This is a genomic window from Agrobacterium sp. DE0009, assembly GCF_007680755.1.
Classification (GTDB): Bacteria; Pseudomonadota; Alphaproteobacteria; order Rhizobiales; family Rhizobiaceae; genus Agrobacterium; species Agrobacterium tumefaciens_B.
Window position 1 is genome coordinate 68,870 of the sequence record NZ_VEIU01000004.1, and the last position, 21,035, is coordinate 89,904.

Annotated in this window: 24 protein-coding genes; 18 read left to right on the forward strand and 6 right to left on the reverse strand. The window is 59.0% G+C overall.

Annotation, left to right across the window (positions count from 1 at the left end):
* Window positions 1-61: 61 nt before the first annotated feature.
* Complete coding sequence (secA, locus tag FS804_RS15865) at window positions 62-2,770, reverse strand: preprotein translocase subunit SecA (protein ID WP_063950087.1); 2,709 nt, start codon at window positions 2,768-2,770, stop codon at window positions 62-64.
* Between the two features lie 242 nt (window positions 2,771-3,012).
* Between secA and FS804_RS15870 the strand changes: the two genes are divergently transcribed.
* The 6 genes from FS804_RS15870 (at window position 3,013) to FS804_RS15895 (ending at window position 7,182) form a co-directional block, all read left to right on the forward strand.
* Entirely contained in the window at window positions 3,013-3,876 is an 864-nt protein-coding gene (locus tag FS804_RS15870) for a peptidylprolyl isomerase (protein ID WP_063950173.1), read from the forward strand.
* Window positions 3,877-3,963: 87 nt separating this feature from the next.
* On the forward strand, window positions 3,964-5,205 hold the full coding sequence (gene argJ / locus FS804_RS15875) for a bifunctional glutamate N-acetyltransferase/amino-acid acetyltransferase ArgJ (protein ID WP_144577647.1): 1,242 nt from the start codon (window positions 3,964-3,966) through the stop codon (window positions 5,203-5,205).
* An 18-nt stretch (window positions 5,206-5,223) separates the two neighbouring features.
* Window positions 5,224-6,000, forward strand: coding sequence for an N-acetyltransferase (locus FS804_RS15880; RefSeq protein WP_144577649.1), 777 nt, complete (start codon window positions 5,224-5,226; stop codon window positions 5,998-6,000).
* Window positions 5,997-6,410, forward strand: a complete 414-nt coding sequence (mutT, locus tag FS804_RS15885; RefSeq protein WP_063950084.1) for an 8-oxo-dGTP diphosphatase MutT — start codon at window positions 5,997-5,999, stop codon at window positions 6,408-6,410. The genes FS804_RS15880 and mutT overlap by 4 nt, the downstream gene beginning before the upstream one ends.
* Before the next feature lie 170 nt (window positions 6,411-6,580).
* Window positions 6,581-6,895: a hypothetical protein gene (locus tag FS804_RS15890; protein WP_144577651.1), complete on the forward strand. Its 315-nt coding sequence runs from the start codon at window positions 6,581-6,583 to the stop codon at window positions 6,893-6,895.
* 110 nt (window positions 6,896-7,005) lie between these two features.
* A complete protein-coding gene (locus tag FS804_RS15895) occupies window positions 7,006-7,182 on the forward strand; it encodes a Flp family type IVb pilin (protein WP_063950082.1) in 177 nt (58 codons plus the stop codon).
* An 18-nt stretch (window positions 7,183-7,200) separates the two neighbouring features.
* Here FS804_RS15895 and FS804_RS15900 read toward each other — a convergent pair whose 3' ends face one another.
* Window positions 7,201-8,082, reverse strand: coding sequence for a methyltransferase domain-containing protein (locus tag FS804_RS15900; protein ID WP_144577653.1), 882 nt, complete (start codon window positions 8,080-8,082; stop codon window positions 7,201-7,203).
* Window positions 8,083-8,224: 142 nt separating this feature from the next.
* Here FS804_RS15900 and FS804_RS15905 point away from each other — a divergent pair, with 142 nt between their 5' ends.
* Genes FS804_RS15905 through FS804_RS15925 form a run of 5 tightly spaced genes read left to right on the forward strand, consistent with a single transcriptional unit; the run spans window position 8,225 to window position 11,212 of the window.
* Window positions 8,225-9,004, forward strand: coding sequence for a ComF family protein (locus tag FS804_RS15905; protein ID WP_144577655.1), 780 nt, complete (start codon window positions 8,225-8,227; stop codon window positions 9,002-9,004).
* 60 nt (window positions 9,005-9,064) lie between these two features.
* A complete protein-coding gene (grxC, locus tag FS804_RS15910; protein WP_144577657.1) occupies window positions 9,065-9,319 on the forward strand; it encodes a glutaredoxin 3 in 255 nt (84 codons plus the stop codon).
* A gap of 30 nt (window positions 9,320-9,349) precedes the next feature.
* A complete protein-coding gene (locus FS804_RS15915; RefSeq protein WP_144577659.1) occupies window positions 9,350-10,210 on the forward strand; it encodes a carbon-nitrogen hydrolase family protein in 861 nt (286 codons plus the stop codon).
* On the forward strand, window positions 10,207-10,635 hold the full coding sequence (locus FS804_RS15920; protein ID WP_144577661.1) for a DUF1178 family protein: 429 nt from the start codon (window positions 10,207-10,209) through the stop codon (window positions 10,633-10,635). The genes FS804_RS15915 and FS804_RS15920 overlap by 4 nt, the downstream gene beginning before the upstream one ends.
* A 7-nt stretch (window positions 10,636-10,642) precedes the next feature.
* Window positions 10,643-11,212 (forward strand): DUF3291 domain-containing protein, encoded by a 570-nt coding sequence (locus FS804_RS15925; protein WP_144577663.1) that lies wholly within the window; start codon window positions 10,643-10,645, stop codon window positions 11,210-11,212.
* Window positions 11,213-11,219: 7 nt separating this feature from the next.
* Here FS804_RS15925 and ubiG read toward each other — a convergent pair whose 3' ends face one another.
* Window positions 11,220-11,966: a bifunctional 2-polyprenyl-6-hydroxyphenol methylase/3-demethylubiquinol 3-O-methyltransferase UbiG gene (ubiG, locus tag FS804_RS15930; RefSeq protein ID WP_144577665.1), complete on the reverse strand. Its 747-nt coding sequence runs from the start codon at window positions 11,964-11,966 to the stop codon at window positions 11,220-11,222.
* A 41-nt stretch (window positions 11,967-12,007) separates the two neighbouring features.
* Between ubiG and FS804_RS15935 the strand changes: the two genes are divergently transcribed.
* Both FS804_RS15935 and FS804_RS15940 read left to right on the forward strand, forming a co-directional pair.
* Complete coding sequence (locus FS804_RS15935) at window positions 12,008-12,229, forward strand: hypothetical protein (protein WP_063950075.1); 222 nt, start codon at window positions 12,008-12,010, stop codon at window positions 12,227-12,229.
* Complete coding sequence (locus FS804_RS15940; protein WP_233282513.1) at window positions 12,226-13,008, forward strand: SH3 domain-containing protein; 783 nt, start codon at window positions 12,226-12,228, stop codon at window positions 13,006-13,008. Before FS804_RS15935 ends, FS804_RS15940 begins: the two co-directional genes overlap by 4 nt.
* 90 nt (window positions 13,009-13,098) lie before the next feature.
* On the opposite strand, the gene FS804_RS15945 is transcribed toward FS804_RS15940, so the two are convergent.
* Window positions 13,099-13,359, reverse strand: a complete 261-nt coding sequence (locus tag FS804_RS15945) for a DUF2934 domain-containing protein (RefSeq protein ID WP_144577667.1) — start codon at window positions 13,357-13,359, stop codon at window positions 13,099-13,101.
* A gap of 292 nt (window positions 13,360-13,651) precedes the next feature.
* On the opposite strand from FS804_RS15945, the gene FS804_RS15950 reads away from it, so the two are divergent.
* The 5 genes from FS804_RS15950 to FS804_RS15970 all read left to right on the forward strand — a co-directional run bounded on the left by FS804_RS15950 (window position 13,652) and on the right by FS804_RS15970 (window position 18,683).
* Window positions 13,652-14,710: an enoyl-CoA hydratase/isomerase family protein gene (locus tag FS804_RS15950; RefSeq protein WP_144577669.1), complete on the forward strand. Its 1,059-nt coding sequence runs from the start codon at window positions 13,652-13,654 to the stop codon at window positions 14,708-14,710.
* Window positions 14,711-14,878: 168 nt separating this feature from the next.
* Window positions 14,879-15,865 (forward strand): thiosulfate ABC transporter substrate-binding protein CysP, encoded by a 987-nt coding sequence (gene cysP / locus FS804_RS15955; RefSeq protein ID WP_144577671.1) that lies wholly within the window; start codon window positions 14,879-14,881, stop codon window positions 15,863-15,865.
* 74 nt (window positions 15,866-15,939) lie between these two features.
* Complete coding sequence (gene cysT, locus FS804_RS15960; RefSeq protein ID WP_063950072.1) at window positions 15,940-16,761, forward strand: sulfate ABC transporter permease subunit CysT; 822 nt, start codon at window positions 15,940-15,942, stop codon at window positions 16,759-16,761.
* A 3-nt stretch (window positions 16,762-16,764) separates the two neighbouring features.
* Complete coding sequence (gene cysW, locus FS804_RS15965; RefSeq protein ID WP_144577673.1) at window positions 16,765-17,652, forward strand: sulfate ABC transporter permease subunit CysW; 888 nt, start codon at window positions 16,765-16,767, stop codon at window positions 17,650-17,652.
* Window positions 17,653-17,657: 5 nt separating this feature from the next.
* A complete protein-coding gene (locus FS804_RS15970) occupies window positions 17,658-18,683 on the forward strand; it encodes a sulfate/molybdate ABC transporter ATP-binding protein (protein WP_144577675.1) in 1,026 nt (341 codons plus the stop codon).
* 17 nt (window positions 18,684-18,700) lie between these two features.
* On the opposite strand, the gene FS804_RS15975 is transcribed toward FS804_RS15970, so the two are convergent.
* Both FS804_RS15975 and FS804_RS15980 read right to left on the reverse strand, forming a co-directional pair.
* A complete protein-coding gene (locus FS804_RS15975) occupies window positions 18,701-19,798 on the reverse strand; it encodes a DNA alkylation repair protein (protein WP_144577677.1) in 1,098 nt (365 codons plus the stop codon).
* 177 nt (window positions 19,799-19,975) lie between these two features.
* Window positions 19,976-21,025 carry a Gfo/Idh/MocA family protein gene (locus FS804_RS15980; protein ID WP_063950068.1) on the reverse strand — a complete coding sequence of 350 codons (1,050 nt, stop codon included), beginning with the start codon at window positions 21,023-21,025 and terminating at the stop codon, window positions 19,976-19,978.
* Between the last annotated feature and the right edge of the window lie 10 nt (window positions 21,026-21,035).

A 21,035-nucleotide genomic window follows, 5' to 3' on the forward strand; every position in this document is an offset into this window, starting at 1 on the left:
AAACAAAATCGCCCGTAACGAAGGTTACGGGCGATCAATTGTCATGCGGCCGAGTGCGGACTTACGCCTGCTCGTAAACGCCGTGGCAGTGCTTGTACTTCTTGCCGGAGCCACAGGGGCACATTTCGTTGCGGCCGATGCGCCCCCAGGTGGCGGGGTTGTTAGGATCGCGTTCCTCGGCCGGCACAAAAGCAGCCTGCGTGCTCTGCGCCATTTCATCTTCGCCCGTGACGGGGTCGAGATGATGCGCCGTCATTTCCGGCAGTTCTGGCTGCTGCGGTTCCTGCTGCACGAGCTCAACGCGCATCAGCTGGGCGGTAACGGCCTCGCGCAGATTGGCGAGCAGCGCCTGGAACAGTTCGAAAGCTTCCGCCTTGTATTCCTGCAGCGGGTCTCGCTGAGCGTAACCGCGGAAACCGACGACGGAGCGCAGGTGGTCGAGGTTGACGATGTGCTCGCGCCACAGATGGTCGATCGTCTGCAGAATGACCGAGCGTTCGACGTAAGTCATGATCTCGGGGCCGAAACGTTCGGCGCGCTCGGCGGCGTATTTGTCGGCGGCCTCGGTCACGCGCTGAAGAATATCGTCTTCGGCGATGCCTTCTTCCTTCGCCCACTCCTCAACCGGCAGGTCAAGGTTGAGGAACTGCTCGATGCCGGCTTTCAGACCGGCGATATCCCACTGTTCGGCATAGGCATTTTCGGGGATATGCTTGGTCACGAGCATTTCGATGACTTCGTGGCGCATGTCAGCTGCGGTTTCGCCGATATTGTCGGCTTCCATCAGCTCGAGACGCTGGTCGAAGATGACCTTACGCTGATCGTTCAGAACGTCATCATATTTCAGAAGGTTTTTACGCGTCTCGAAGTTGCGGGCTTCGACCTTCTTCTGGGCGCGTTCCAGCGCCTTGTTGATCCACGGATGGACGATGGCCTCGCCGTCCTTCAGGCCGAGCTTCTGCAGCATCGAGTCCATGCGCTCGGAGCCGAAGATGCGCATCAGGTCATCCTGAAGCGACAGGTAGAATTTCGAACGGCCTGGGTCACCCTGACGGCCGGAACGACCGCGCAGCTGGTTGTCGATACGGCGGCTTTCGTGGCGTTCCGTGGCGATGACGTAAAGACCGCCGGCCGCGAGTGCCTTTTCCTTCAGCACCTTTATCTCGGCGCGGATTTCCTGTTCCTTCGCGTCGCGCTCCGGACCAGGCTCCATGCCTTCCAGTTCACGCTCCAGACGCATCTCGACGTTGCCGCCGAGCTGGATGTCGGTACCGCGGCCGGCCATGTTGGTGGCGATGGTGACGGCACCGGGAACACCGGCCTGCGAGACGATATAGGCTTCCTGCTCGTGATACCGGGCGTTCAGAACCTGGAAGTCGGTGAAACCGGACTGTCGCAGCATGGTTGCCAGAAGCTCGGATTTTTCGATGGAGGTGGTGCCGACGAGAACCGGCTGGCCACGCTCGTGCGCTGCCTTGATCTCGCTGATGATCGCCAGGAACTTTTCTTCGCCGGTACGATAAACCTCGTCATCCTCATCGATACGCTGGATCGGCAGGTTGGTCGGCACTTCGATGACGTCGAGACCGTAAATGTTGCCGAACTCTTCCGCTTCCGTCGACGCCGTACCGGTCATACCGGCGAGCTTCGTGTACATGCGGAAATAGTTCTGGAACGTGACGGAAGACAGCGTCTGGTTTTCCGGCTGGATCTGCACCTTTTCCTTGGCTTCGAGAGCCTGGTGTTGACCTTCGGAATAACGGCGACCGGGCATCATACGGCCGGTGAACTCATCGATGATGACGATTTCGCCGTTGCGAACGATGTAGTCCTTGTCGCGGGTGAAGAGCTTGTGGGCCTTCAGCGCATTGTTGATGTGGTGAACGATTGCGACATTCTCGACGTCGTATAGCGATTCGCCCTTCAGCAGCCCTGCCTGTCGCAGCAGGTTCTCCAGCTTCTCGGTGCCTTCTTCGGAAAAGTTGGCCGAACGCTGTTTCTCGTCGATTTCGTAATCTTCCGGCGTCAAGAGCGGAATGAAAGCGTCGATGGTGTTGTAGAGATCGGAACGGTCGTCCAGCGGGCCGGAAATGATGAGCGGTGTGCGCGCCTCGTCGACCAGGATCGAATCGACTTCGTCGACGATCGCGTAGTTGTGGCCGCGCTGCACCATCTGGGCGCGGTCGTATTTCATGTTGTCGCGCAAATAATCGAAGCCAAGTTCGTTATTCGTCGCGTAAGTGATATCGCAGGCGTAAGCCTCGCGGCGCTGGTCGTCGTCGAGACCGTGGACGATGACGCCCGTCGTCAACCCCAGGAAGCGATAGAGCCGGCTCATCGTGGCCGCGTCGCGCTGGGCAAGGTAGTCGTTGACGGTCACGACGTGGACGCCCTTGCCGGCGAGCGCGTTGAGGTAAACCGCGAGTGTCGCCACCAGCGTCTTGCCTTCACCCGTCTTCATCTCCGCGATGGCGCCGCCATGCAGGATCATACCGCCTGTCAGCTGGACATCGAAGGGACGCATGCCGAGAACGCGGCGCGATGCTTCGCGGGCCACGGCAAAAGCCGGGATCAGCAGATCGTCGAGCGTTTTGCCGTCTGCCAGCTGCTGGCGGAATTCGGCGGTCTTGGCCGCCAGCGCTTCGTCGGAGAGCGCTTTCGTGGCCTCTTCAAGCGCATTGATGGCTGCGATCTTGCTTTTATAGGAGCGGACGCGGCGATCATTTGCCGAACCGAACAACTTGCGGGCTATTCCGCCGAGACTGACCATCTTACTGGCCCTTTCTGAAATTCCGTTTTGCCGGGCGCTTTGCTCCGTCACGCTGTTTTCAGCACAAATGACGGACTTCGCCCTTCAACGTATCTGGACGCGAGGTTGCGTGACAGATAAGAGGGGGGGCAAATGATGTCAACGGTTCTGCCCGTTACAGAATGGCCACATTCCGGTGTTTGGAAGTTTTTTCAGAGCCGGAAACCATGTCTGGAGCCGGCATTGTCCCCGAAAGGTTCAAAATGTTGCGCTATAATAAAATTGCGGCTGCGGTGATTGTGGCCACGCTCGGCCTCCAGCTTCCGGCTTTCGCACAGGAAGACAAGGTTGTCGCCAAGGTCGGCGATCTGGAAATCCACCAGTCCGAACTCGACCTTGCCATGAGCAACCTCGACCCCCAACTCGCGCAGCTTCCCGATGAACAGAAGAAGGTCGCAGCCCTTTCCGGCGCGATCGACGTCAAGCTTCTCGTCAAGAACGCGACTGCCGAAGGCCTTGAAAAGACCGACGATTTCAAAAAGCGCATGGACTTCATCAAGGACCGTGAGCTGCACAACGCCTACTTCCGGAAGCACGTGGTCGATGCCGTCACCAATGACGAAGTAAAGGCCCGCTACGACAAGGAAGTCGCAGCCCTGCCCCAGGAAGAAGAAATCAAGGCCGCGCACATTCTCGTTGCCAGCGAGGACGAAGCCAAGGACATCATCAAGCAGCTTGATTCGGGCAAGGATTTCGCAGCGCTCGCCAAGGAAAAGTCCACCGATTCCAACAAGGATGACGGCGGTGATCTCGGCTGGTTCGGCAAGGGCCGCATGGTGCCTGAATTCGAAGAAGCCGCTTTTGGCCTCGAAAAGGGTGCCTACACCAAGACGCCCGTGAAGACCCAGTTCGGCTTCCACGTCATCAAGCTTGAAGACAAGCGTGTTGCTCCGCCGCCGGCATTCGAGCAGGTCGAGCCGCAGGTTCGTCAGCTTGTCATGCGCGACAAGTATGTTGCCCTCATCGAGAAGGCCAAGGCCGACCAGAAGATCGACATCATGGATGAGGCGCTGAAGAAGGGCTACGACGAAGCCTCGAAGGAACAGCAGGCTCAGCCGCAGCAGTAAAAATTGAGGTTACGGGGCGGCTCAAGGGCCGCCCCGTTTCATCTAAAGCCACATCCAGACCCCATTCCAGAATTTCAGGCGCTTCCCATGTCCGTTGCCGTTTCCCCGCTCGCTCCGAAATCTTATCCTGATATGCCCGCGTTGCGTGGTGTTCGCATGGCGACGGCGGCCGCCGGCATCAAGTACAAGAACCGCACCGACGTTCTGCTGATGGTGTTCGACAAGCCGGCAAGCGTTGCAGGCGTTTTCACCAAATCCAAATGCCCTTCGGCTCCTGTTGATTTCTGCCGCGCCAATCTTGGCGGCGGCGCGGCGCGTGCGGTGGTGGTGAATTCTGGCAATGCCAACGCCTTTACCGGCCTCAAGGGTAAGGCCGCGACCGAACTGACGGCGAAATCCGCCGCCGCGGCTGTCGGCTGCTCTGAAGGCGAGGTTTTCCTCGCGTCGACCGGCGTTATCGGCGAGCCGCTGGACGCCTCGAAATTCGCCGGCGTTCTCGGCGACATGCACGGCAAGGCCGTTGCCGATTTCTGGCAGGAAGCGGCCAAGGCCATCATGACGACTGACACCTATCCGAAGGTCGCAACCCGCACCGCCGAGATCGGCGGCGTCAGGGTCACCATCAACGGTATCGCCAAGGGCGCCGGCATGATCGCCCCTGACATGGCAACGATGCTCTCCTTCGTGGTGACGGATGCGGATATCGATCCCGCCGCCCTGCAGTCGCTGCTCTCTGCCGGTGTCGGCCCGACCTTCAACTCCGTGACCGTTGATAGCGACACGTCCACGTCGGACACGCTGATGCTGTTTGCGACGGGTGCTGCCGCGGAAGATGGCCAGGCGGAGGTAACGAGCGCTGACGACGAGCGCCTGTCTTCCTTCCGCGCCGCGCTTAACGATCTCCTCAAGGATCTCGCCTTGCAGGTGGTTCGTGATGGCGAAGGCGCGCGAAAGATGGTGGAAGTCACGGTGACCGGCGCAGAAAGCGATGTCGCCGCCAAGAAGATCGCCCTTTCCATCGCCAATTCGCCGCTGGTCAAGACCGCCGTTGCCGGCGAAGACGCCAACTGGGGCCGCGTCGTCATGGCGGTCGGCAAGTCCGGTGAGATGGCCGATCGTGATCGTCTCGCCATCTGGTTCGGCGGCGTGCGCGTGGCTGTTAATGGCGAGCGCGACCCTGATTACTCGGAAGCAGAAACCAGCGCCGTCATGAAGCTGGAAGACATCACGGTGAAAGTCGATATCGGTCTCGGCAACGGCACTGCCACTGTCTGGACCTGCGACCTGACCAAGGAATATGTTGCGATCAACGGCGACTACCGGAGCTGACCGTTGGAGCCGAAGAGAATGCAGGACAACAAGGCCGTTAATCTGCCGCTGGTTCGCCGTCTGGAAGCCGTGAGCTTTCGAGCGTGGCCCGCCTCGTCGGTTATTTACGACGGCAGCTGGCAGGTACGTTTAACAGGCTCTCATCCCTCCAAGCGTATCAACTGCGTTGTGCCGCTTGATCCATCAGACTATGGCAATAGCGCCGTGCGGCTGGAAAAGGCGCGCAAGCGTTTCGAAGATTTCGGGCGTGCGCTGGTTGTTCGCGAGACGACACTGATGCCGCCGCAGCTCACCGAATTTCTGGTGCGGGATGGCTGGTCGGTTTTCGAAGAGGTCATGGTCATGACCGCGGATCTGTCAGATATGGAGCTGCCGGAAACGCTTGTCAGTCTACCCAGCCACGATGTCGGCCGTTTTGTCGAGGCCAGCCTCAAGGTCAGTGATGGCGACCCGGCGCTGCGTCCGGCGATTGCGGAAATCGTCAGTTCCATCAAGCCGAATCTTGGGCTGTTCATCAATGAGGAAGTGGAAGGCCATCCCCTCGCCACCGTCATCTGCGTGCAGGACAACGATCTCGCGGGCATCCTCTCCCTCGATGTAGCGAAATCGCAACGTCGAAAGGGTCTCGGCACGCAAATCCTGTCGTCGGCTCTCCGCTGGGCGCGGATAAGCGGTGCAAAGAGTGCGTGGCTGCAGGTGGAGCGCAACAACGCGCAGGCAATCGCGCTTTACGAGAAATTCGGTTTTGCCGAAGCCTACCGTTACCGCTATTGGCGCAAGGGAGCTGCCGCATGAGCGAGGTGGGCAAAAAAATTCTGCTGGTCGCTGCCTGTGCGCTTCTCGATCAGGATGGCCGCATTCTTCTGGCCCAGCGACCCGAAGGCAAGTCACTAGCGGGCCTGTGGGAATTTCCGGGCGGGAAAGTTGAGCAGGGCGAGACCCCGGAAGAAACCCTGGTGCGTGAGTTGGACGAGGAACTGGGCGTCACGACGAAGGTCGCCTGCCTGGCTCCTTTGACCTTTGCGAGCCACACTTATGAGACTTTCCACCTGTTGATGCCGCTGTACGTCTGCCGCCGTTATGAAGGTATTGCGCATGGCCGCGAAGGGCAGGCAATCAAGTGGGTAAAACCGCAGGCATTGCGCGACTATCCGATGCCACCGGCCGATGAACCGCTCATCCCCTTCCTGCAGGACCTGCTGTAAAGGCAGTGCTTGGCGCAAACGCTGATTTTTCCGCCGTCACAGCTTCGTGAAAATGCTGTTCCTGCAGCATTTTGCCGTGCCAAAACGGGGCTTCGTTAAGAGATCGTTCAGCACCCTCTGGCAGATTGTTAAGCTAAAGAAGCGGTAAACTGCGCGAGACGAGGTTGGTCATGAACGAGGATTTCTGGAAGACGGTGGAAGGTCGTCATTCTTATTCCAACAAGACTCGTCGTACCGGCGTTTTGAATGTCGCATTGCTTTTCGGCACGGCCGTTATAGCGCTCTCCCTGATCGTCACTCCCATGCTTGCCGGCAAATCTTCCACGCGCGTGGCGCAGTTTCCCGACAATTTCGATATGATCAGCACGGGTTCGATCAAGAAGCCGGATGTCGGCAGCACCTATTCCATTCGCCGCAGCATCACCCAGCCTATGCCGGAAATGCCATGCGTTGTAACCGGTTACAGCAACGAGACCGGTTGCTGATAGTTTACCAACTTTCGTAACGGATTGCTCAAGCCGCGGGTGTATGATGGACGCGGTTTGAAGATTTTGCGTCCGTTGCCGTGCGGCTCGCTAAAGATAGGTACGCTGCTTTGCTGCATTCGCTTGTTCACTTCTGGAAAAATGAAAACGGTGCCACCGCAATCGAATACGGCCTTATTGTCGGGATCATTTCGGCGGCGCTGATCGGTGGAGCGACGCAACTCAGCAGCAATATCAACGGCGTATTTCAGTTCATCGTCGATACGTTCAACAGTATCAGTATCTAGAGCAACCTAGAGGTGGCCTCACGAGAGCTTCACCTCCGTTGTCTTCAACGCGTCCGCGAGCCGTACCTTGGCCGAGCCGGGTTTGAGCGGTTTCTGCTGGCTTTCGTGGGGCGCCCAGCCTGAGATGTAAATGATCGAGAATGTTGCCCTTATGCGCCCGTCCGCATCGGAATACCGCTCGGCATAAAGTTCTGCCGCACGCATGAAAAAGGCACGGTTCGGCGGTTTTCTGCTGCGGCTCGCCAGTGGGTTGGCCATGCCCATGGCACGGAGGTCGCGCATTAGCGGGAAAATCGAATCGTACCTGACGGTATAGCTTTCCGCATCTGTCACGGGCAGTGCAAACCCGGCACGCTGCAACAAGGCCCCCACGTCACGGACATCGGCGAAGGGGATGACCCGCGGGCTCGCGCCGCCGGTCAATTCCGCCTCTGCCGTCAGCAGCACGTCGCGGAGTTCTTGTAGCGTCCCGCTGCCGGGGATCGCGCCGAGAAACAGGCCGTCCGGCTTCAACGCCCGCCGAATCTGGATCAGCGCACCGGGTGTGTCGTTTGTCAGATGCAGCGCGAGTGGTGAAACGATGAGATTGGCGGAGGCCTCCTCAAGCGGCAGATGCTCCATTGAAGCAGCCTCGGGGAAATTACCGTCAGCGGCAAAATAGCGCTCCGTCTCGATGCGATGGATGGTGTCGACCTTGCCGGTCTCGGCCAGGCGCCGGGCCGTAACGCCGGTTCCTCCGTGAAGTTCGATCGCGGTCTCGAACTGACGCTCGACGATGGCAAGCCGGTCGGCCAGTTCCTCCGCTGCCATATCGAGAAGAAATAGCGCCTTGTCATCACGTCTTGCCCACGCCCGACGGCGGTTTTGTTCGATCAGGGCCTGGTCAAAAAGAATATCCATCGTTTTGCCTGCTCGGCCTCAAACGCCTTCGGATCGGCGGGCCGTCTCGTTGTTCCCGTCCCACTTGGGGTGTCGTTATCCGCAGGGGCGGGGTGAACTATCGCTCTCGCAAAGGCACCCGTTCGGCGCTAAAGTCAACCTCATGGGTATCGGTGACAGCCTATTTTCGGGATTGTTATCGGCGTCCGCGATCATGTCGGACGCGGGGCGCGCTGCGTTTCGCATGATCTACCCACCGACCTGTGCTGGCTGCAACTGCATGACCGGCCGGGAAGCCGCTCTATGCGCGGATTGCTGGCGGGATGTGGCCTTTATCGATCGCCCTTTTTGCGAAGTTCTCGGGATACCCTTTGCGCGGGATCACGGAGACGGTTTTGTCAGCGCTAAGGCAATTGCCGAGCCGCCTCCCTTTGATCGCCTGCGCAGCGTTGCAAGCCATGATGGTACGGCTCGAAAGCTCGTACACCGGCTGAAGTACCAGGATCGCATCGATCTTGCTCACGTGATGGCGACGTGGATGCTGCGGGCGAGCGACGGAACCGTTGCCGACTGCGATTGCATTATTCCCGTGCCGTTGCATCGCGGCCGCTTCCTTCGCCGCCGTTTCAACCAATCGGCAGAGCTGGCTCGCCATCTGGCCAAGTTATCTGGCAAACCAATGCTCGCGGGCACGCTGCTGCGTGTAAAGCCAACCGAGCGTCAGGTCGGGCTTTCGGCGAACGCCCGGCGAGACAATGTTCGCGGCGCTTTTTCGCTTGCGGCGGGCAGTGAGACGGATGTCCATGGCAAGCGGGTGGTGCTGGTGGATGATGTCTACACCACCGGGGCGACGGTGGGTGCAGCAAGCCGGGTTCTACGCAAGGCCGGTGCGGCGGATGTGACTGTTTTGACCTTTGCAATGGCCATTTCGGAGCCTATATGAAAGCTGAAAGACAGGACTTTATCGTGCGGCTTGCCGCGCGTTTGCGAGGGCGTTTAAAACATGGCACCGGTAACGATCTATACGCGGGATTTTTGTGGGTATTGCGCACGCGCCAAGGCACTGCTGGACAGCAAGGGCGTGGATTATGCCGAATATAACGCCACGACCACGCCGGAATACCGGCAGGAGATGATCGAGAAGTCCGGCGGCACAACCTTCCCGCAAATCTTCATCAATGGCCAGCATGTGGGTGGCTGCGATGATCTGCACGCACTGGAGCGCGCCGGCAAACTGGACGAGCTGCTGGCCGCCTGATCGGTATCATTTGCGGGCATGGAGGATAGGATGGCTTTCAAGGCTGCTGCCATTCAGATGAGTTCGGGTGTGGACACGGCAAAAAACGCTGCGGATATGGAGCGCCTTGTACGGGCGGCCGCGGCGGGGGGTGCCGTCTATGTGCAAACCCCGGAAATGACCGGGGCCATCCAGAAGGACAGGCAGGCGTTGCGCGCGCAGCTACGCGATGACGACGGTGACATCATCGTCGCGACAGCGGCCCGGCTTGCCCGCGAGCTCGGGATCCACGTTCATGTCGGTTCGACCGCCATTGCCCGACCCGATGGAAAAATTGCCAATCGAGGATTTTTCTTCGCGCCGGATGGCTCGCGTATCTGCAGCTACGACAAAATCCACATGTTCGATGTTGATCTCGATAATGGTGAGAGCTGGCGCGAAAGCGCTGCTTACGAACCGGGTGACGTGGCGCGCGTTGCTGATGTACCGCTCGCGAAATTTGGCTTTGCGATTTGCTACGATGTCCGATTTCCGCAGCTTTTCCGGGCGGAAGCGCTTGCGGGCGCAGAAATTCTGACGGTTCCGGCAGCGTTCACCCGACAGACGGGCGAAGCGCATTGGGAGATATTGCTGCGCGCCCGCGCCATCGAGAACGGTGCCTTTGTCATCGCTGCGGCTCAGGCCGGCGTGCACGAGGATGGACGAGTGACTTACGGACACTCGATCATCATAGACCCGTGGGGCAGGGTGCTTTCGATTGCAGGCGGGACCGGCGAAGAAATCATATTCGCCGAGATCGACACGTCGCTGGTCGCCGCCGCTCGCGGCAAGATACCCAATCTGCGTAATAGCCGCGAGTTCGGCGTCGATACGGTTATTCCCCTGACGTCCGCCGGAGGTCAAGCGGCGTGATACGGTATGCGCTGGCCTGTGAAAAAGGTCATGAGTTTGAGGGCTGGTTTGCGGGTAGCGACGATTTCGACAATCAGTTGCAGCGCGGTTTTCTGTCCTGTCCCATCTGCAATTCGCTCCAGGTTTCCAAGGCATTAATGGCGCCGTTGGTCTCCACGGCCCGCAGGAAGGAAGAACGCCAGACGCTTGCCATGGACGCTGCCCGGAAAGAAGCGCTCGCAAAGATCCGCGAGGCTGTCGCCACCATTCGCGCCAGTGCAGAGGATGTCGGTGACAAGTTTGCCGAAGAGGCGCGAAAAATCCATTACGGCGAGGCGGATGAACGCGGTATCATCGGCAATGCCTCTGTTCAGGAAGCGAAAGCCCTGTTGGAGGAAGGGATCGATATCGCGCCGTTGCCGCTGCTGCCCGACGACGTGAATTGAGTTGTTGATGCGGCTCGCGATTTATAATTTCGGAATACAGATCGCGCCCTATGACAATCCACGCGTTGCAGGGTTCGCTCGCCGCGAGCCGCTCAACTTCCAGGCGGCAGAACGGTCAGAGGGGTTTATCGCAAGGTCTGGCTATGATGGCGAGCCCGGCCCTCCAAGCTGGGGTGACCAGGTTTTTCCGCGATTTTTGAAAGAGAACGGTGCCGCGAGCGGCGTCTCGTCCTTGTCACTCTGGCGGGATATCGAATCGGTGATGGCCTATTCCTACTCGGGGGTACATGCCGAGGCGTTGAAACATGGCAGACACTGGAACATTCCGCAGCAGTGGCCGCCGCTGGTGCTCTGGTGGGTTGACGCCACCCACCAACCGGTATGGTCGCAGGCCGTTGAACGGCTGGAGCATCTGCACGACCAGGGCCCGTCGCCGCGCGCCTTTCACTTCAAGATGGCCTTTGACGCGGATGGTGCTCCAGCTGCGATCAACCGCGGAAGGGTGAAAGACATTGCCGAACGCAACGCTGCCGGGCAGCGGGAACTGCTTGCGCAGGTGCAGGCCATCCCCGTCTGACAGCTCGTTATGCTGGCCGTTTTGCCAGCATCATATAATTGACATCCATATCCGGCGACAGGTTCCAGCGATCCTGCAGGACGTTATAAAAGACACCGGTGCGGTGGATGATATCCATGCCGCTTGCTACCAGCGGTCGCTCGAGTTCATCCGGGCGCACAAGCTTTTCATACTGGTGCGTGCCGCGTGGTAGCCAACGAAGCACGTTTTCTGCCGCGAAAATTGCCAGTGCGCGGGCTTTGAGCGTGCGGTTGATGGTGGCCGCGAACATAAGGCCGCCGGGGCGAACCATCTTCGCGCAGGTGGTGACAAAGAGGTCGACATTGGCGACGTGCTCGACCACCTCCATGTTGAGAATGACGTCGAAGGTTTCGCCCGCTGCCTGCAACTGCTCTGCAGTCACAGCGCGGTAATCGACGCTGACGCCACTCTCCCGGGCATGAGTTGAGGCAATGCCAATATTTTTCTCGGACGGATCGGCACCGACAACGTCCGCCCCCATGCGCGCGATCGGCTCGGAAAGAAGACCGCCGCCGCAGCCGATATCGAGAACCCGCAGCCCCTCCAGCGGGCGGTGCCCCCTCGGATCCCGACCAAAATTGTCGCAGACACGGTTGCGGATATATTCGAGCCTCACCGGATTGAACTTGTGCAATGGGCGGAACTTGCCCGTCGGGCTCCACCATTCCGCAGCCATCGCGGAAAAACGATCCACCTCGCTCTGATCGACGGTCGTCTGTGCGGTTTCGCTCATGGGTGCAGCTCCATATTGCCGTTTTATTGGAAGTCGGATGATTGGTCTTCGAAGTCAAGACCGGCGGGTTTATTCCCTTGGCATTTTATCGGCGCGGTTTGCCGCAGGTGGAACTGATCAGGTACCTCGTTTGTTTCATGCTGCGTTCATGCAGCAACGCGTATTTTCTGATCGTGGCAGTATGCGAAACGCATGCTCGTCCATCGAAAATGGTGGATGCCGACAAGGGCAAAGCGGGCCTTTGCTTGAGGAGAAAGAAGTGAAGAAAAAACTGTTTGGCGCAATTGCGCTGGTGGCCATGCTCGCCGCGCCGGCTCTTGCCGAGGCTGCGACGCGCGGTTTCGCCACCGCAAATGTAAACATGCGCTCCGGCCCAAGTACGGCCTATCCGGCCGTCGTTGTGATTCCCGTTGGCGCACCATTGACCGTTCACGGCTGCCTGTCAGACACGCCGTGGTGCGACGTCTCTTTTGTCAATGGTCGTGGTTGGGTCGCCGGTCGTTATATCCAGACGACGTTCCGGCAAAACCGGGTCTACGTCGAGCCCCGTTATTATCGCGATCTCGGCGTTCCGATCATCACCTTCGAAGCCGGCCGCTACTGGGACCGCTATTACCGTGACCGCGATTTCTACCGCGAGCGTGACCGCTGGCGTCGTCCGCCGCCGTCTGGTGGTTACTGGAACGCACCGCCTCCGAGCGCCGGCTGGGACCGCCCACGTCCGCGCGACGAATGGCGGGACGGCCGTCGTGATGACTGGCGTGACGGTCGCCGCGACGAGTGGCGAGATGGCCGTCGTGACGACTGGCGGGATGGCCGCCGGGGTGATTGGCGCGATAACCGCCGCGACGAGCCACGGGACCCGCGTCAGGGCGGCCCGAATGACGGTCGCTGGGAACGTCGCCATGGTGAATGGGATCAGGGCAATCGCAATCCTGAACCGCCCCGTGGAGACGCTGGTGGAAACCCCAGCAACGACAACCGCGAGCAGCTCATGAAATGGCGGCGCGATCTGGGGCTCGACAAGCAAGACCAGCAATAAGGATGGTCAGCGATCCGATATCTTGTTCGGAGTAACGCTTGAGATATCAAGGAATAATGGCCCGGCAAATAATTGCCGGGCTATTTTTTATTATTGTTGCTTTGCGGCAGCCTTGCGCGCGCGGCTCTTCGGCTTTGCAGCATTTTCCGCATCAGGCGCGACTTCTGCGACGGCGGCCTTGGGAGCGGCCTTTTTGCGCGTTGCCGGTTTGGTCGCTTCCGACGATTTCAGCAGTGAGAACTCGTGCTTGGCCTGTTCCCAATGGTCGGCGTCACGGCCATGCGGATGGCCTTCCTTTTCCCAAAGTGTGTAGGCCCTTTTGCTGATCCATTCCTGTTCCGAAACCTGCATGCTCGTCTCCAGTTGCTGTTCACAGCGCCTTTGGGAAGGCGACAGTCTGCTTCGTCCGGCACGCTCGACAGGAATCAATGCCGGCATTATCAGGCCTCATTACACGCCATGACTTTGCGGGCGTCAAGCAAACATGCTGCATCGCAAAATCGGAATTCTGGCATTTCTTACCCGTCAAAGCGGTTTGGGCGAAAGACGTTCCTTCAGGACGAGATCAACGTTGCGTGATTGCATCAAGGCCGCCAGAATGGCTCGATAAATGGCAGCGGAGGAGGCGGTTTTGGAAGAGAGAATGAAGGCGCATGCGGAGGTCATCGTCGAGAAGCGAGGAGGGGCCGGAGTCATCAGGCTTAACCGCCCCCAAGCCATCAACAGCCTCACACTCCCGATGGTGCGCGCGCTCTTGCGGGCCTTGCAGCGTTTCGAGGAGGACCCTGACATTTCATGCGTGGTGCTGACCGGGGAGGGGGAGCGGGGCCTCTGCGCCGGCGGCGACGTCCGCATCATTCACGATCTCGGCAAGGCCGGCGACCCGCAGGTGCTGGAGTTTTGGCGGGAAGAGTTTCCGCTCAACTATCGCATCGCCCATTTCAGTAAGCCCTATGTCGCCTTGATGGACGGTATCGTCATGGGCGGCGGCGTCGGCATTTCGGCCCACGGCAGCCACCGCATCGTGACCGAACGCACCAAACTCGCTATGCCGGAAACCGGGATCGGGTATTTCCCCGACGTCGGTGGATCATGGCTGCTTCCGAAAGCGCCCGGGGAATGTGGCACATGGTTGGGATTGACGGGAAATGTCATCGGTGCCGCCGATGCCCTTTATGCCGGCTTTGCGGATTATCTTGTTCCTTCACACCGGCTCGATGACTTGGTCCAGGACCTCTCGCAGGCCACGGACCGCGACAATATAGAGGCGACGATCGGCGCTTACGTTGCACAGGCTGGTGAAAGCATCTTGCAGGCAAATCAGAACACCATCGACGCGACATTCGGCTTCGACACCATCGAGGAGATTGTCGCTGCGCTGTCGGCACGACAGGATGCATTTTCGCGCGAAACGCTAGACGTTCTCCAAAAGCGATCCCCGACGAGCCTGAAACTGACGCTGAGGCTACTGCGCCTTGGGCGGGAGAGCATGAGCCTCATCGAATGTCTGGAACGGGAATTCGCCGCCGGTACGGAAATATTGCGGCAGCACGATTTTTATGAGGGCGTACGCGCCGCGCTGATCGATAAAGACCGTAACCCCCGCTGGCGACCTGCACGGCTGGAGGAAGTGCGGGAGGTGGATTTGGAACCCTATCTTGCCGGGCATTCAGGCAATCTGTTTCCCGATCATCGCCTCTGAGCGGTGCAAAACAAATCCCACTTCCTGATCTAAATGAAATGGCCGCCTGCCGGACATCGATTCTTTAGGCGTTATTTCCGATTAAGTCATCGGCCGGGAACTTCTGTTTCTCGCTGATGTTGAGGCTCGCCGCTATTGTGGGCGCCATTCGAATTGCCGGGGGTATTCATGAAACGTCTTCTCATTATCGGTACTGCCATCGCCGCACTATTTGCAGGTGCAGCGCAGGCGCAGGCTCCGACCACCATTCTCAATGCGTCTTATGATGTCGCCCGTGAAGTGTTCGCAGCCGAGAACGAGGCGTTCATCAAGCAGCACCCTGGTGTTACCGTCGATCAGTCGCATGCTGGCACCTCCAAGCAGGCCCGCGCTATCGTTGAGGGCCTCGAGGCGGATGTGGTCACCTTCAATCAGGTGACGGATGTCGACTTTCTGGTGAAGCAGGGTTTCGTTTCCGCCGACTGGAAGAAGGATTTTCCGAACGACGCCTCGCCGTTCTATTCTTTTCCCTCTTTCCTCGTGCGCGCCGGTAACCCCAAGGGCATCAAGGACTGGGACGATCTTGCCCGCGACGATGTGAAAGTGGTTTTCCCCAATCCTAAAACCTCTGGTAACGCCCGCTATACCTATCTTGCCGCCACAGCTTACGCCAAGGAGAAGTTCAACGGCGATGAGAAGAAGGTGCAAGAGTTCGTCAAGAAAATCTTCGACAACACGCCGGTGTTCGACACTGGAGGCCGCGCCGCCACCACGACCTTCGTTGAACGTGAAATCGGTGATGTGCTGATCACGTTCGAGGCCGAGACCCGCGGCATCGCCAAGCAATATGGAGCCGACAAGGTGGAAGGCGTTGTGCCCTCCGTCAGCCTGCTCGCCGAATTCCCTGTCGCCGTGGTGGACAAGGTGGTCGACAAGCGCGGTTCGCGTGAGCTGGCGAAAAGCTATCTCGACTTCCTCTATACCGAAGAAGGCCAGCGTATCGCTGCCGAGTTCGGCCATCGTGTCCACGACGAAAAAGTCGTCGGCGAATTCAAGGACAAGTTCCCTGCCATTCGCCTCGTCAACGTCAACGATGTCTTCGGCGGCTGGGACAAAATCCAGAAAGAGCATTTTGCATCCGGCGCGACGCTTGATACGCTTTACGGCAGCCGCTAATCACAGCGACAAGCAACAAGTACAAGACCCGGCGGGACACTGCCGGGTCGTTTTATGATTAATGGGGGCGCGGTTTGAAGCGGAATGTGCTGCCGGGACTTAAATTGTCCCTTGGCGTAACTCTCACCTACGTCGCCATTATCGTGCTTCTGCCTCTCTCGGCGCTGGTCTTCAAGGCGGCAAGCCTCGGACCTGCCGAGTATTGGTCGATCATCTCGTCGCCGCGCGCTGTTGCGAGCTATCGTGTTACGGTTGTCTGCGCTCTCGCTGCCACCCTCTTTAATGTCGTGTTTGGCCTTGCCCTTGCCTGGGTGCTCACGCGCTATCGCTTTCCGGGTTGGCGTCTCGTCGACGCCATTGTCGATCTGCCCTTTGCGCTGCCCACGGCCGTCGCCGGTATTGCGCTGACGACGTTGTTTGCGGGCAATGGCTGGTTCGGCTCGGTTCTTTCCCAATTCGGCATCAAGGTGGCCTATACGCCGCTCGGCATTATGGTGGCCATGGCCTTCACCAGCCTCCCCTTCATTGTGCGCACCGTTCAGCCGGTGTTGGAAGACCTCGACCCGGCACTGGAGGAAGCGGCACAGTCGCTTGGCGGCTCGGATATGGAGATTTTCCGCAAGGTCATTTTGCCATTGCTGACGCCGGCGCTGCTTGCCGGTCTCTCGCTCTCCTTTGCCCGTAGCCTTGGTGAATTCGGCGCGATCATCTTCATCGCGGGCAACCAGCCCTTGTCGACGGAGATCACGGCGCTGCTGATCTTTATCCGGCTGGAGGAATATGATTATCAGGCAGCCGCCGCGATCGCGTCAGTTCTGCTCATCACCGCATTCGTCATGCTGGCTTTGACCAACTTTCTACAGTCGCGCGCCTTGCGTTACACGGTGAGGAGCTAAGCCATGAGGATCGTTTCTTCGCACCGCAAACCGCCGCGCGTTGGTGATGCCCCATGGGTGCGCCGCAGCCTGATCGCCTTCGTGCTCATCATTGGCGCCGTGCTGGTGGTGGCGCCGCTTGTCATCATCGGCGTCGAAGCGTTTTCGCAGGGCTGGAAAGCCTATTCGGCCACCATCACACATCCCGATACCCGCCATGCCATCATGTTGACAGTTCTGACGGCGCTGATCGCGGTGCCAGTCAACACCACCTTCGGCATTGCGGCGGCCTGGTCCATCACGAAGTTTGATTTCCCCGGCAGACGCTTTCTGCTGGTATTGATCGAGATACCTTTCTCCATTTCCCCCATCGTTGCGGGTGTCGCCTATCTCTTCGTGTATGGCCTCCAGGGCCTTTTCGGCCCGTTCCTCGATGCCCATGATATCAAGATACTGTTTGCGCTGCCCGGCATCGTCATCGCCTCGATGTTCGTGACCGCACCCTTTGTGGCGCGAGAACTTATCCCGCTGATGCAGGCGCAGGGCCGCGATCTCGAAGAGGCGGCGACTTCGCTTGGTGCCTCCGGGTGGCGCACCTTCTTTTCGGTGACCTTGCCGAACATCAAATGGGCGCTGCTTTATGGCGTCGTGTTGTGCAATGCCCGCGTCATGGGTGAATTCGGCGCTGTGTCTGTGGTCTCCGGCAATATTCGCGGCCAGACAAACACGCTGCCGCTGCATATCGAGCTGCTGTATCACGATTACCAGACGGCTGGCGCCTTTGCGTCAGCCTCCATCCTTGCCTTGCTCGCCGTGGTCACCATCATTGCAAAAGTGGCGCTGGAGCAACGCGGTGCTGGCCGCGGGCGTAAAAAGACCAACGGCGATGCCGCCATCGCTACGGAGACCTGATTTCAATGAAAATCCGCCTCGAAAATGTAGTGAAGACCTTCGATACCTTCCGCGCCGTGCGCGATGTTTCGCTGGATATCGAAAGTGGCGAGCTTCTCGCCCTGCTCGGTCCCTCCGGCTCCGGCAAGACGACGATTTTGCGCATGGTGGCCGGCCTCGAATATAGCGATGGCGGTCGCATCCTGTTTGGGGACGAGGACGCCACCAATATTCCGGTGCGCGACCGCGGTGTCGGCTTCGTGTTCCAACATTATGCGTTGTTTCCGCATATGACGCTGAATGAAAACATCGCCTTCGGCATGAAGGTCTCGAAGGTAAAGCGCGACCGGGCGGCGATCGATGCCCGCGTGCAGGAGCTGCTGCGCCTTGTGAAGCTTGAGGGTCTTGGCGACCGTTTTCCGGCGCAGATATCCGGCGGGCAGCGACAGCGGGTTGCCTTGGCGCGCGCTCTTTCGGTCGATCCGAAGGTACTGCTGCTGGACGAACCCTTCGGGGCGCTGGATGCCAATGTGCGTCGTGACCTGCGGCGCTGGCTTCGTGAGATCCATTCCGAACTTGGCATTACCACGATCTTCGTGACCCACGATCAGGAAGAGGCGCTCGATCTTGCCGACCGCGTGGTCATTCTCAACCAGGGGGAGATCGTGCAGCAGGGCACGCCGAAAGAGGTTTGCCGCCAACCCAACAGCTCTTTTGTCATGCGTTTCCTCGGCGATGCCAACCGCGTGCCCGGTGTGGCGCGGGGCGGAAAAATCTATGTCGGCGATAACGAACTGCCTTTCTCTTATGGCCACGGCGACGGTGCCGTTGATATCTATGCCCGGCCGGGTGATCTCGAATGGGAGGATCTCCATGAGGGCATTCCCGCCTGCGTGGAGCGTGTTCTCGACCGCGCCGGGGAAAGACGGGTGATTGTCAGCACCGATGGCGGGGACATTCTCGAGTTCGACGTGCCGCCGGAAAACGACGTCACGGCGGGTGATCGCGGTTCCGTCATCATCCGCCGGGCAAAGATTTTCCCGGCGGCGTAAAAGGTAAAAGACCGGCTTCAGACCAGAAGCTCGAAAGCACTGTCTGCGGCGAGCCTGCCATTGATCATAAGGTCGACCCTGTGGGTGCCGGCATAATGTTTGCGGGTGGTGAAATCCCTGGTGGCGCGGCTGATCGACAGCGCGCAGGTTTCGCCGGGCTGAAGCTCGACTTCCTTCCATTTGAAGACCTTGGCGGACGTGCCGCCGTTCTTCTTCACGTAGTGGACGGCGTAGTCGATCACCAGTTTCTGCGAGCTCTTCGCCGTCGAGGTGAAAGAGGTTGCAATCCGCACCGGATTGCCAAGAACAACCTTATCCGGCGATACCTGAAAAGACGCGAGCGCAATCTGCGCCTCACCATGCGCACCCAGATGGGCGAGTGCTGCGGCATCGCCTTTCTTGATGAGGGTGCGAAGGGCCTGCCGCATGATCCAGCGCGTATGCGGGTCGTCTTTCGGCCAGGTGTCGATCAGCGCCAGTACGAAGTCGGGATTGTCCTTGGTAATATCGTTCAGGTGATTGGCGACGGATTTACGCACATAAAGCGCCTCGTCCGCTTTCAGGGCGTCTAGGATAGCGGTGACGGGAGAGGGATCGACAACGAGCGATTTAAGCTGGAACGACCAGGGAAGCCGAGGCCGACAACCTTCGCTCGCCAGCCGCCTGACATGCTCGTTATCATGTTGCGTCCATGTTTCCATCACAGCGATAGTACGCGCGATATCCTTCTGCAGAAAATGCCGTATGGCGAATTCCGAAGAGCCGAAACGCGTGAAATATTGCAGTGCCTCCATGGAGAGATCAAAATCATTTAGGCCGTACAGTGCGACATATTCCGGCAGCGAAATGGAGGCAAAACCATTGCCGATGCCAGGAGCTGCAGCGCTGAGAATCTCAATATTGCGAGCGTAGTCCCCGGGAAGAGTTGCATGCAGGCTGGTCGCCACCTGGCGCATGCGCTGCATGATCCCAAGCGCCTCGAGATTCGCCGTCGCAAGCGCCATGAAGGCGGACACGTCGAAGGGCGGATAAACAGCTTTGGTCTGATCAGCGATATGCTGCAGTTTTTCGCGGTTGAAGATTTCCTTCAGTGCGGGTGCCGCCGTGTCGCTCATAAGACCTCCCGTAGTTCACTTTTTGTTCTTTTAGCCTTGGGAAGGTTTGAAGGCAAGTTGCGAAACCGGAGAGCAACAGAATATTGAGATTTGTGGTGGGAGCGAGCGCGCGGAGTTCCCATGAGACATGATCAGGAAGCGTTCGAGCGGCGGCTCGCGCCACCGCTCTTTCGCACATCAAGCAGAAACGGCGAGCTCGCGGCGCTCCCGATCGGCGATGATCGACAGATCGAGCACCTTTTGCAGGTTTGCGGCGTGGCGGAAGTCCGGATCAGCGACACCGCCTTCCATAACGGCCTTGGCGAACTTTTCGTAGTTGGTGGGCACGGGATCGACATCGATCGTCTTCCAGATCGCTTTTTCGACGTCTTCGCCGATGCACGCGCGCAGGCTGGAGTAATCAGGCGTGTGGATCACCTCGAGCGCGCCCTTGTCGCCGTGGATGCGCAGGCGAAGCTCGTTCAGGTGGCCGGTTGCCCAGCGGCTGGCATGGATGACGCCCATCGCCCCGTTTTCCAGTTCGGCGGTCATGGTGAAGCTGTCGTTGGCGTCGAGATCGTAAGCGCCGATTTTGTTGCCTTCATATTTGTCGAAGGTCTTCAGGCGCGTGAAGATGCGCTCCACATCGCTGCCAGCACCATAGGAGGCGAAGTCGAGGATGTGGATGCCGACGTCGCCGAGCACGCCGTTCGAGCCATGCTTGGTGGAAAGCCGCCAAAGCCACTTGCTTTCCGTCATCCAGTCGCCCCAGGCCTTGGAAACGAGCCAGCTTTGGAGGTATGACGCCTCGAGATGGCGCACTTTGCCGATCTTGCCTGAAAGCACCATCTCGCGTGCCGCCTGAAGTGGGGCGACATTGCGATAGGTGAGGTTGACCATGGCCACGAGCCCGGCCTTTTCGGCAGCATCGGCCATTTCCGCAGCGTTGGCATAGTTTTCCGCAAGCGGTTTCTCGCAGAAGACGTGCTTGCCCGCGGCAAGGAGTTTCAGACTCGTGGGATGATGAATGGCGTCCGGCGTGACATTGGCCGCCGCATCGAATTCGCCCCAGGCGATCGCATCATCGAGAGAAGTGAATGACAGCGGTATGTTATGGCGCAGCGCGAATGCCCGCACCACCACATCGTCCACATCCACCGCCGCGACAAGTTCAACGCCAGCGATTTGCGAGAAGTAGGTGGCGTGATTGTTCGCCATACCACCGGTTCCAAGAATGAGAAGTCTCATGGCCAGTTAT

What these genes read in the sequence shown, in the direction of transcription:
- FS804_RS15975 (WP_144577677.1), bottom strand. Translation starts at nt 19,798, where the DNA reads ATGAGCGACACGGCGGCACCCGCACTGAAGGAAATCTTCAACCGCGAA.
- ubiG (WP_144577665.1), bottom strand. Translation starts at nt 11,966, where the DNA reads ATGAGCGAAACCGCACAGACGACCGTCGATCAGAGCGAGGTGGATCGT.
- secA (WP_063950087.1), bottom strand. Translation starts at nt 2,770, where the DNA reads ATGGTCAGTCTCGGCGGAATAGCCCGCAAGTTGTTCGGTTCGGCAAAT.
- FS804_RS15925 (WP_144577663.1), top strand. Translation starts at nt 10,643, where the DNA reads ATGCGGCTCGCGATTTATAATTTCGGAATACAGATCGCGCCCTATGAC.
- FS804_RS15890 (WP_144577651.1), top strand. Translation starts at nt 6,581, where the DNA reads ATGAACGAGGATTTCTGGAAGACGGTGGAAGGTCGTCATTCTTATTCC.
- grxC (WP_144577657.1), top strand. Translation starts at nt 9,065, where the DNA reads ATGGCACCGGTAACGATCTATACGCGGGATTTTTGTGGGTATTGCGCA.
- FS804_RS15915 (WP_144577659.1), top strand. Translation starts at nt 9,350, where the DNA reads ATGGCTTTCAAGGCTGCTGCCATTCAGATGAGTTCGGGTGTGGACACG.
- FS804_RS15870 (WP_063950173.1), top strand. Translation starts at nt 3,013, where the DNA reads ATGTTGCGCTATAATAAAATTGCGGCTGCGGTGATTGTGGCCACGCTC.
- cysW (WP_144577673.1), top strand. Translation starts at nt 16,765, where the DNA reads ATGAGGATCGTTTCTTCGCACCGCAAACCGCCGCGCGTTGGTGATGCC.
- mutT (WP_063950084.1), top strand. Translation starts at nt 5,997, where the DNA reads ATGAGCGAGGTGGGCAAAAAAATTCTGCTGGTCGCTGCCTGTGCGCTT.
- argJ (WP_144577647.1), top strand. Translation starts at nt 3,964, where the DNA reads ATGTCCGTTGCCGTTTCCCCGCTCGCTCCGAAATCTTATCCTGATATG.
- FS804_RS15950 (WP_144577669.1), top strand. Translation starts at nt 13,652, where the DNA reads ATGAAGGCGCATGCGGAGGTCATCGTCGAGAAGCGAGGAGGGGCCGGA.
- cysP (WP_144577671.1), top strand. Translation starts at nt 14,879, where the DNA reads ATGAAACGTCTTCTCATTATCGGTACTGCCATCGCCGCACTATTTGCA.
- FS804_RS15900 (WP_144577653.1), bottom strand. Translation starts at nt 8,082, where the DNA reads ATGGATATTCTTTTTGACCAGGCCCTGATCGAACAAAACCGCCGTCGG.
- FS804_RS15980 (WP_063950068.1), bottom strand. Translation starts at nt 21,025, where the DNA reads ATGAGACTTCTCATTCTTGGAACCGGTGGTATGGCGAACAATCACGCC.
- FS804_RS15945 (WP_144577667.1), bottom strand. Translation starts at nt 13,359, where the DNA reads ATGCAGGTTTCGGAACAGGAATGGATCAGCAAAAGGGCCTACACACTT.
- FS804_RS15970 (WP_144577675.1), top strand. Translation starts at nt 17,658, where the DNA reads ATGAAAATCCGCCTCGAAAATGTAGTGAAGACCTTCGATACCTTCCGC.
- FS804_RS15880 (WP_144577649.1), top strand. Translation starts at nt 5,224, where the DNA reads ATGCAGGACAACAAGGCCGTTAATCTGCCGCTGGTTCGCCGTCTGGAA.
- FS804_RS15905 (WP_144577655.1), top strand. Translation starts at nt 8,225, where the DNA reads ATGGGTATCGGTGACAGCCTATTTTCGGGATTGTTATCGGCGTCCGCG.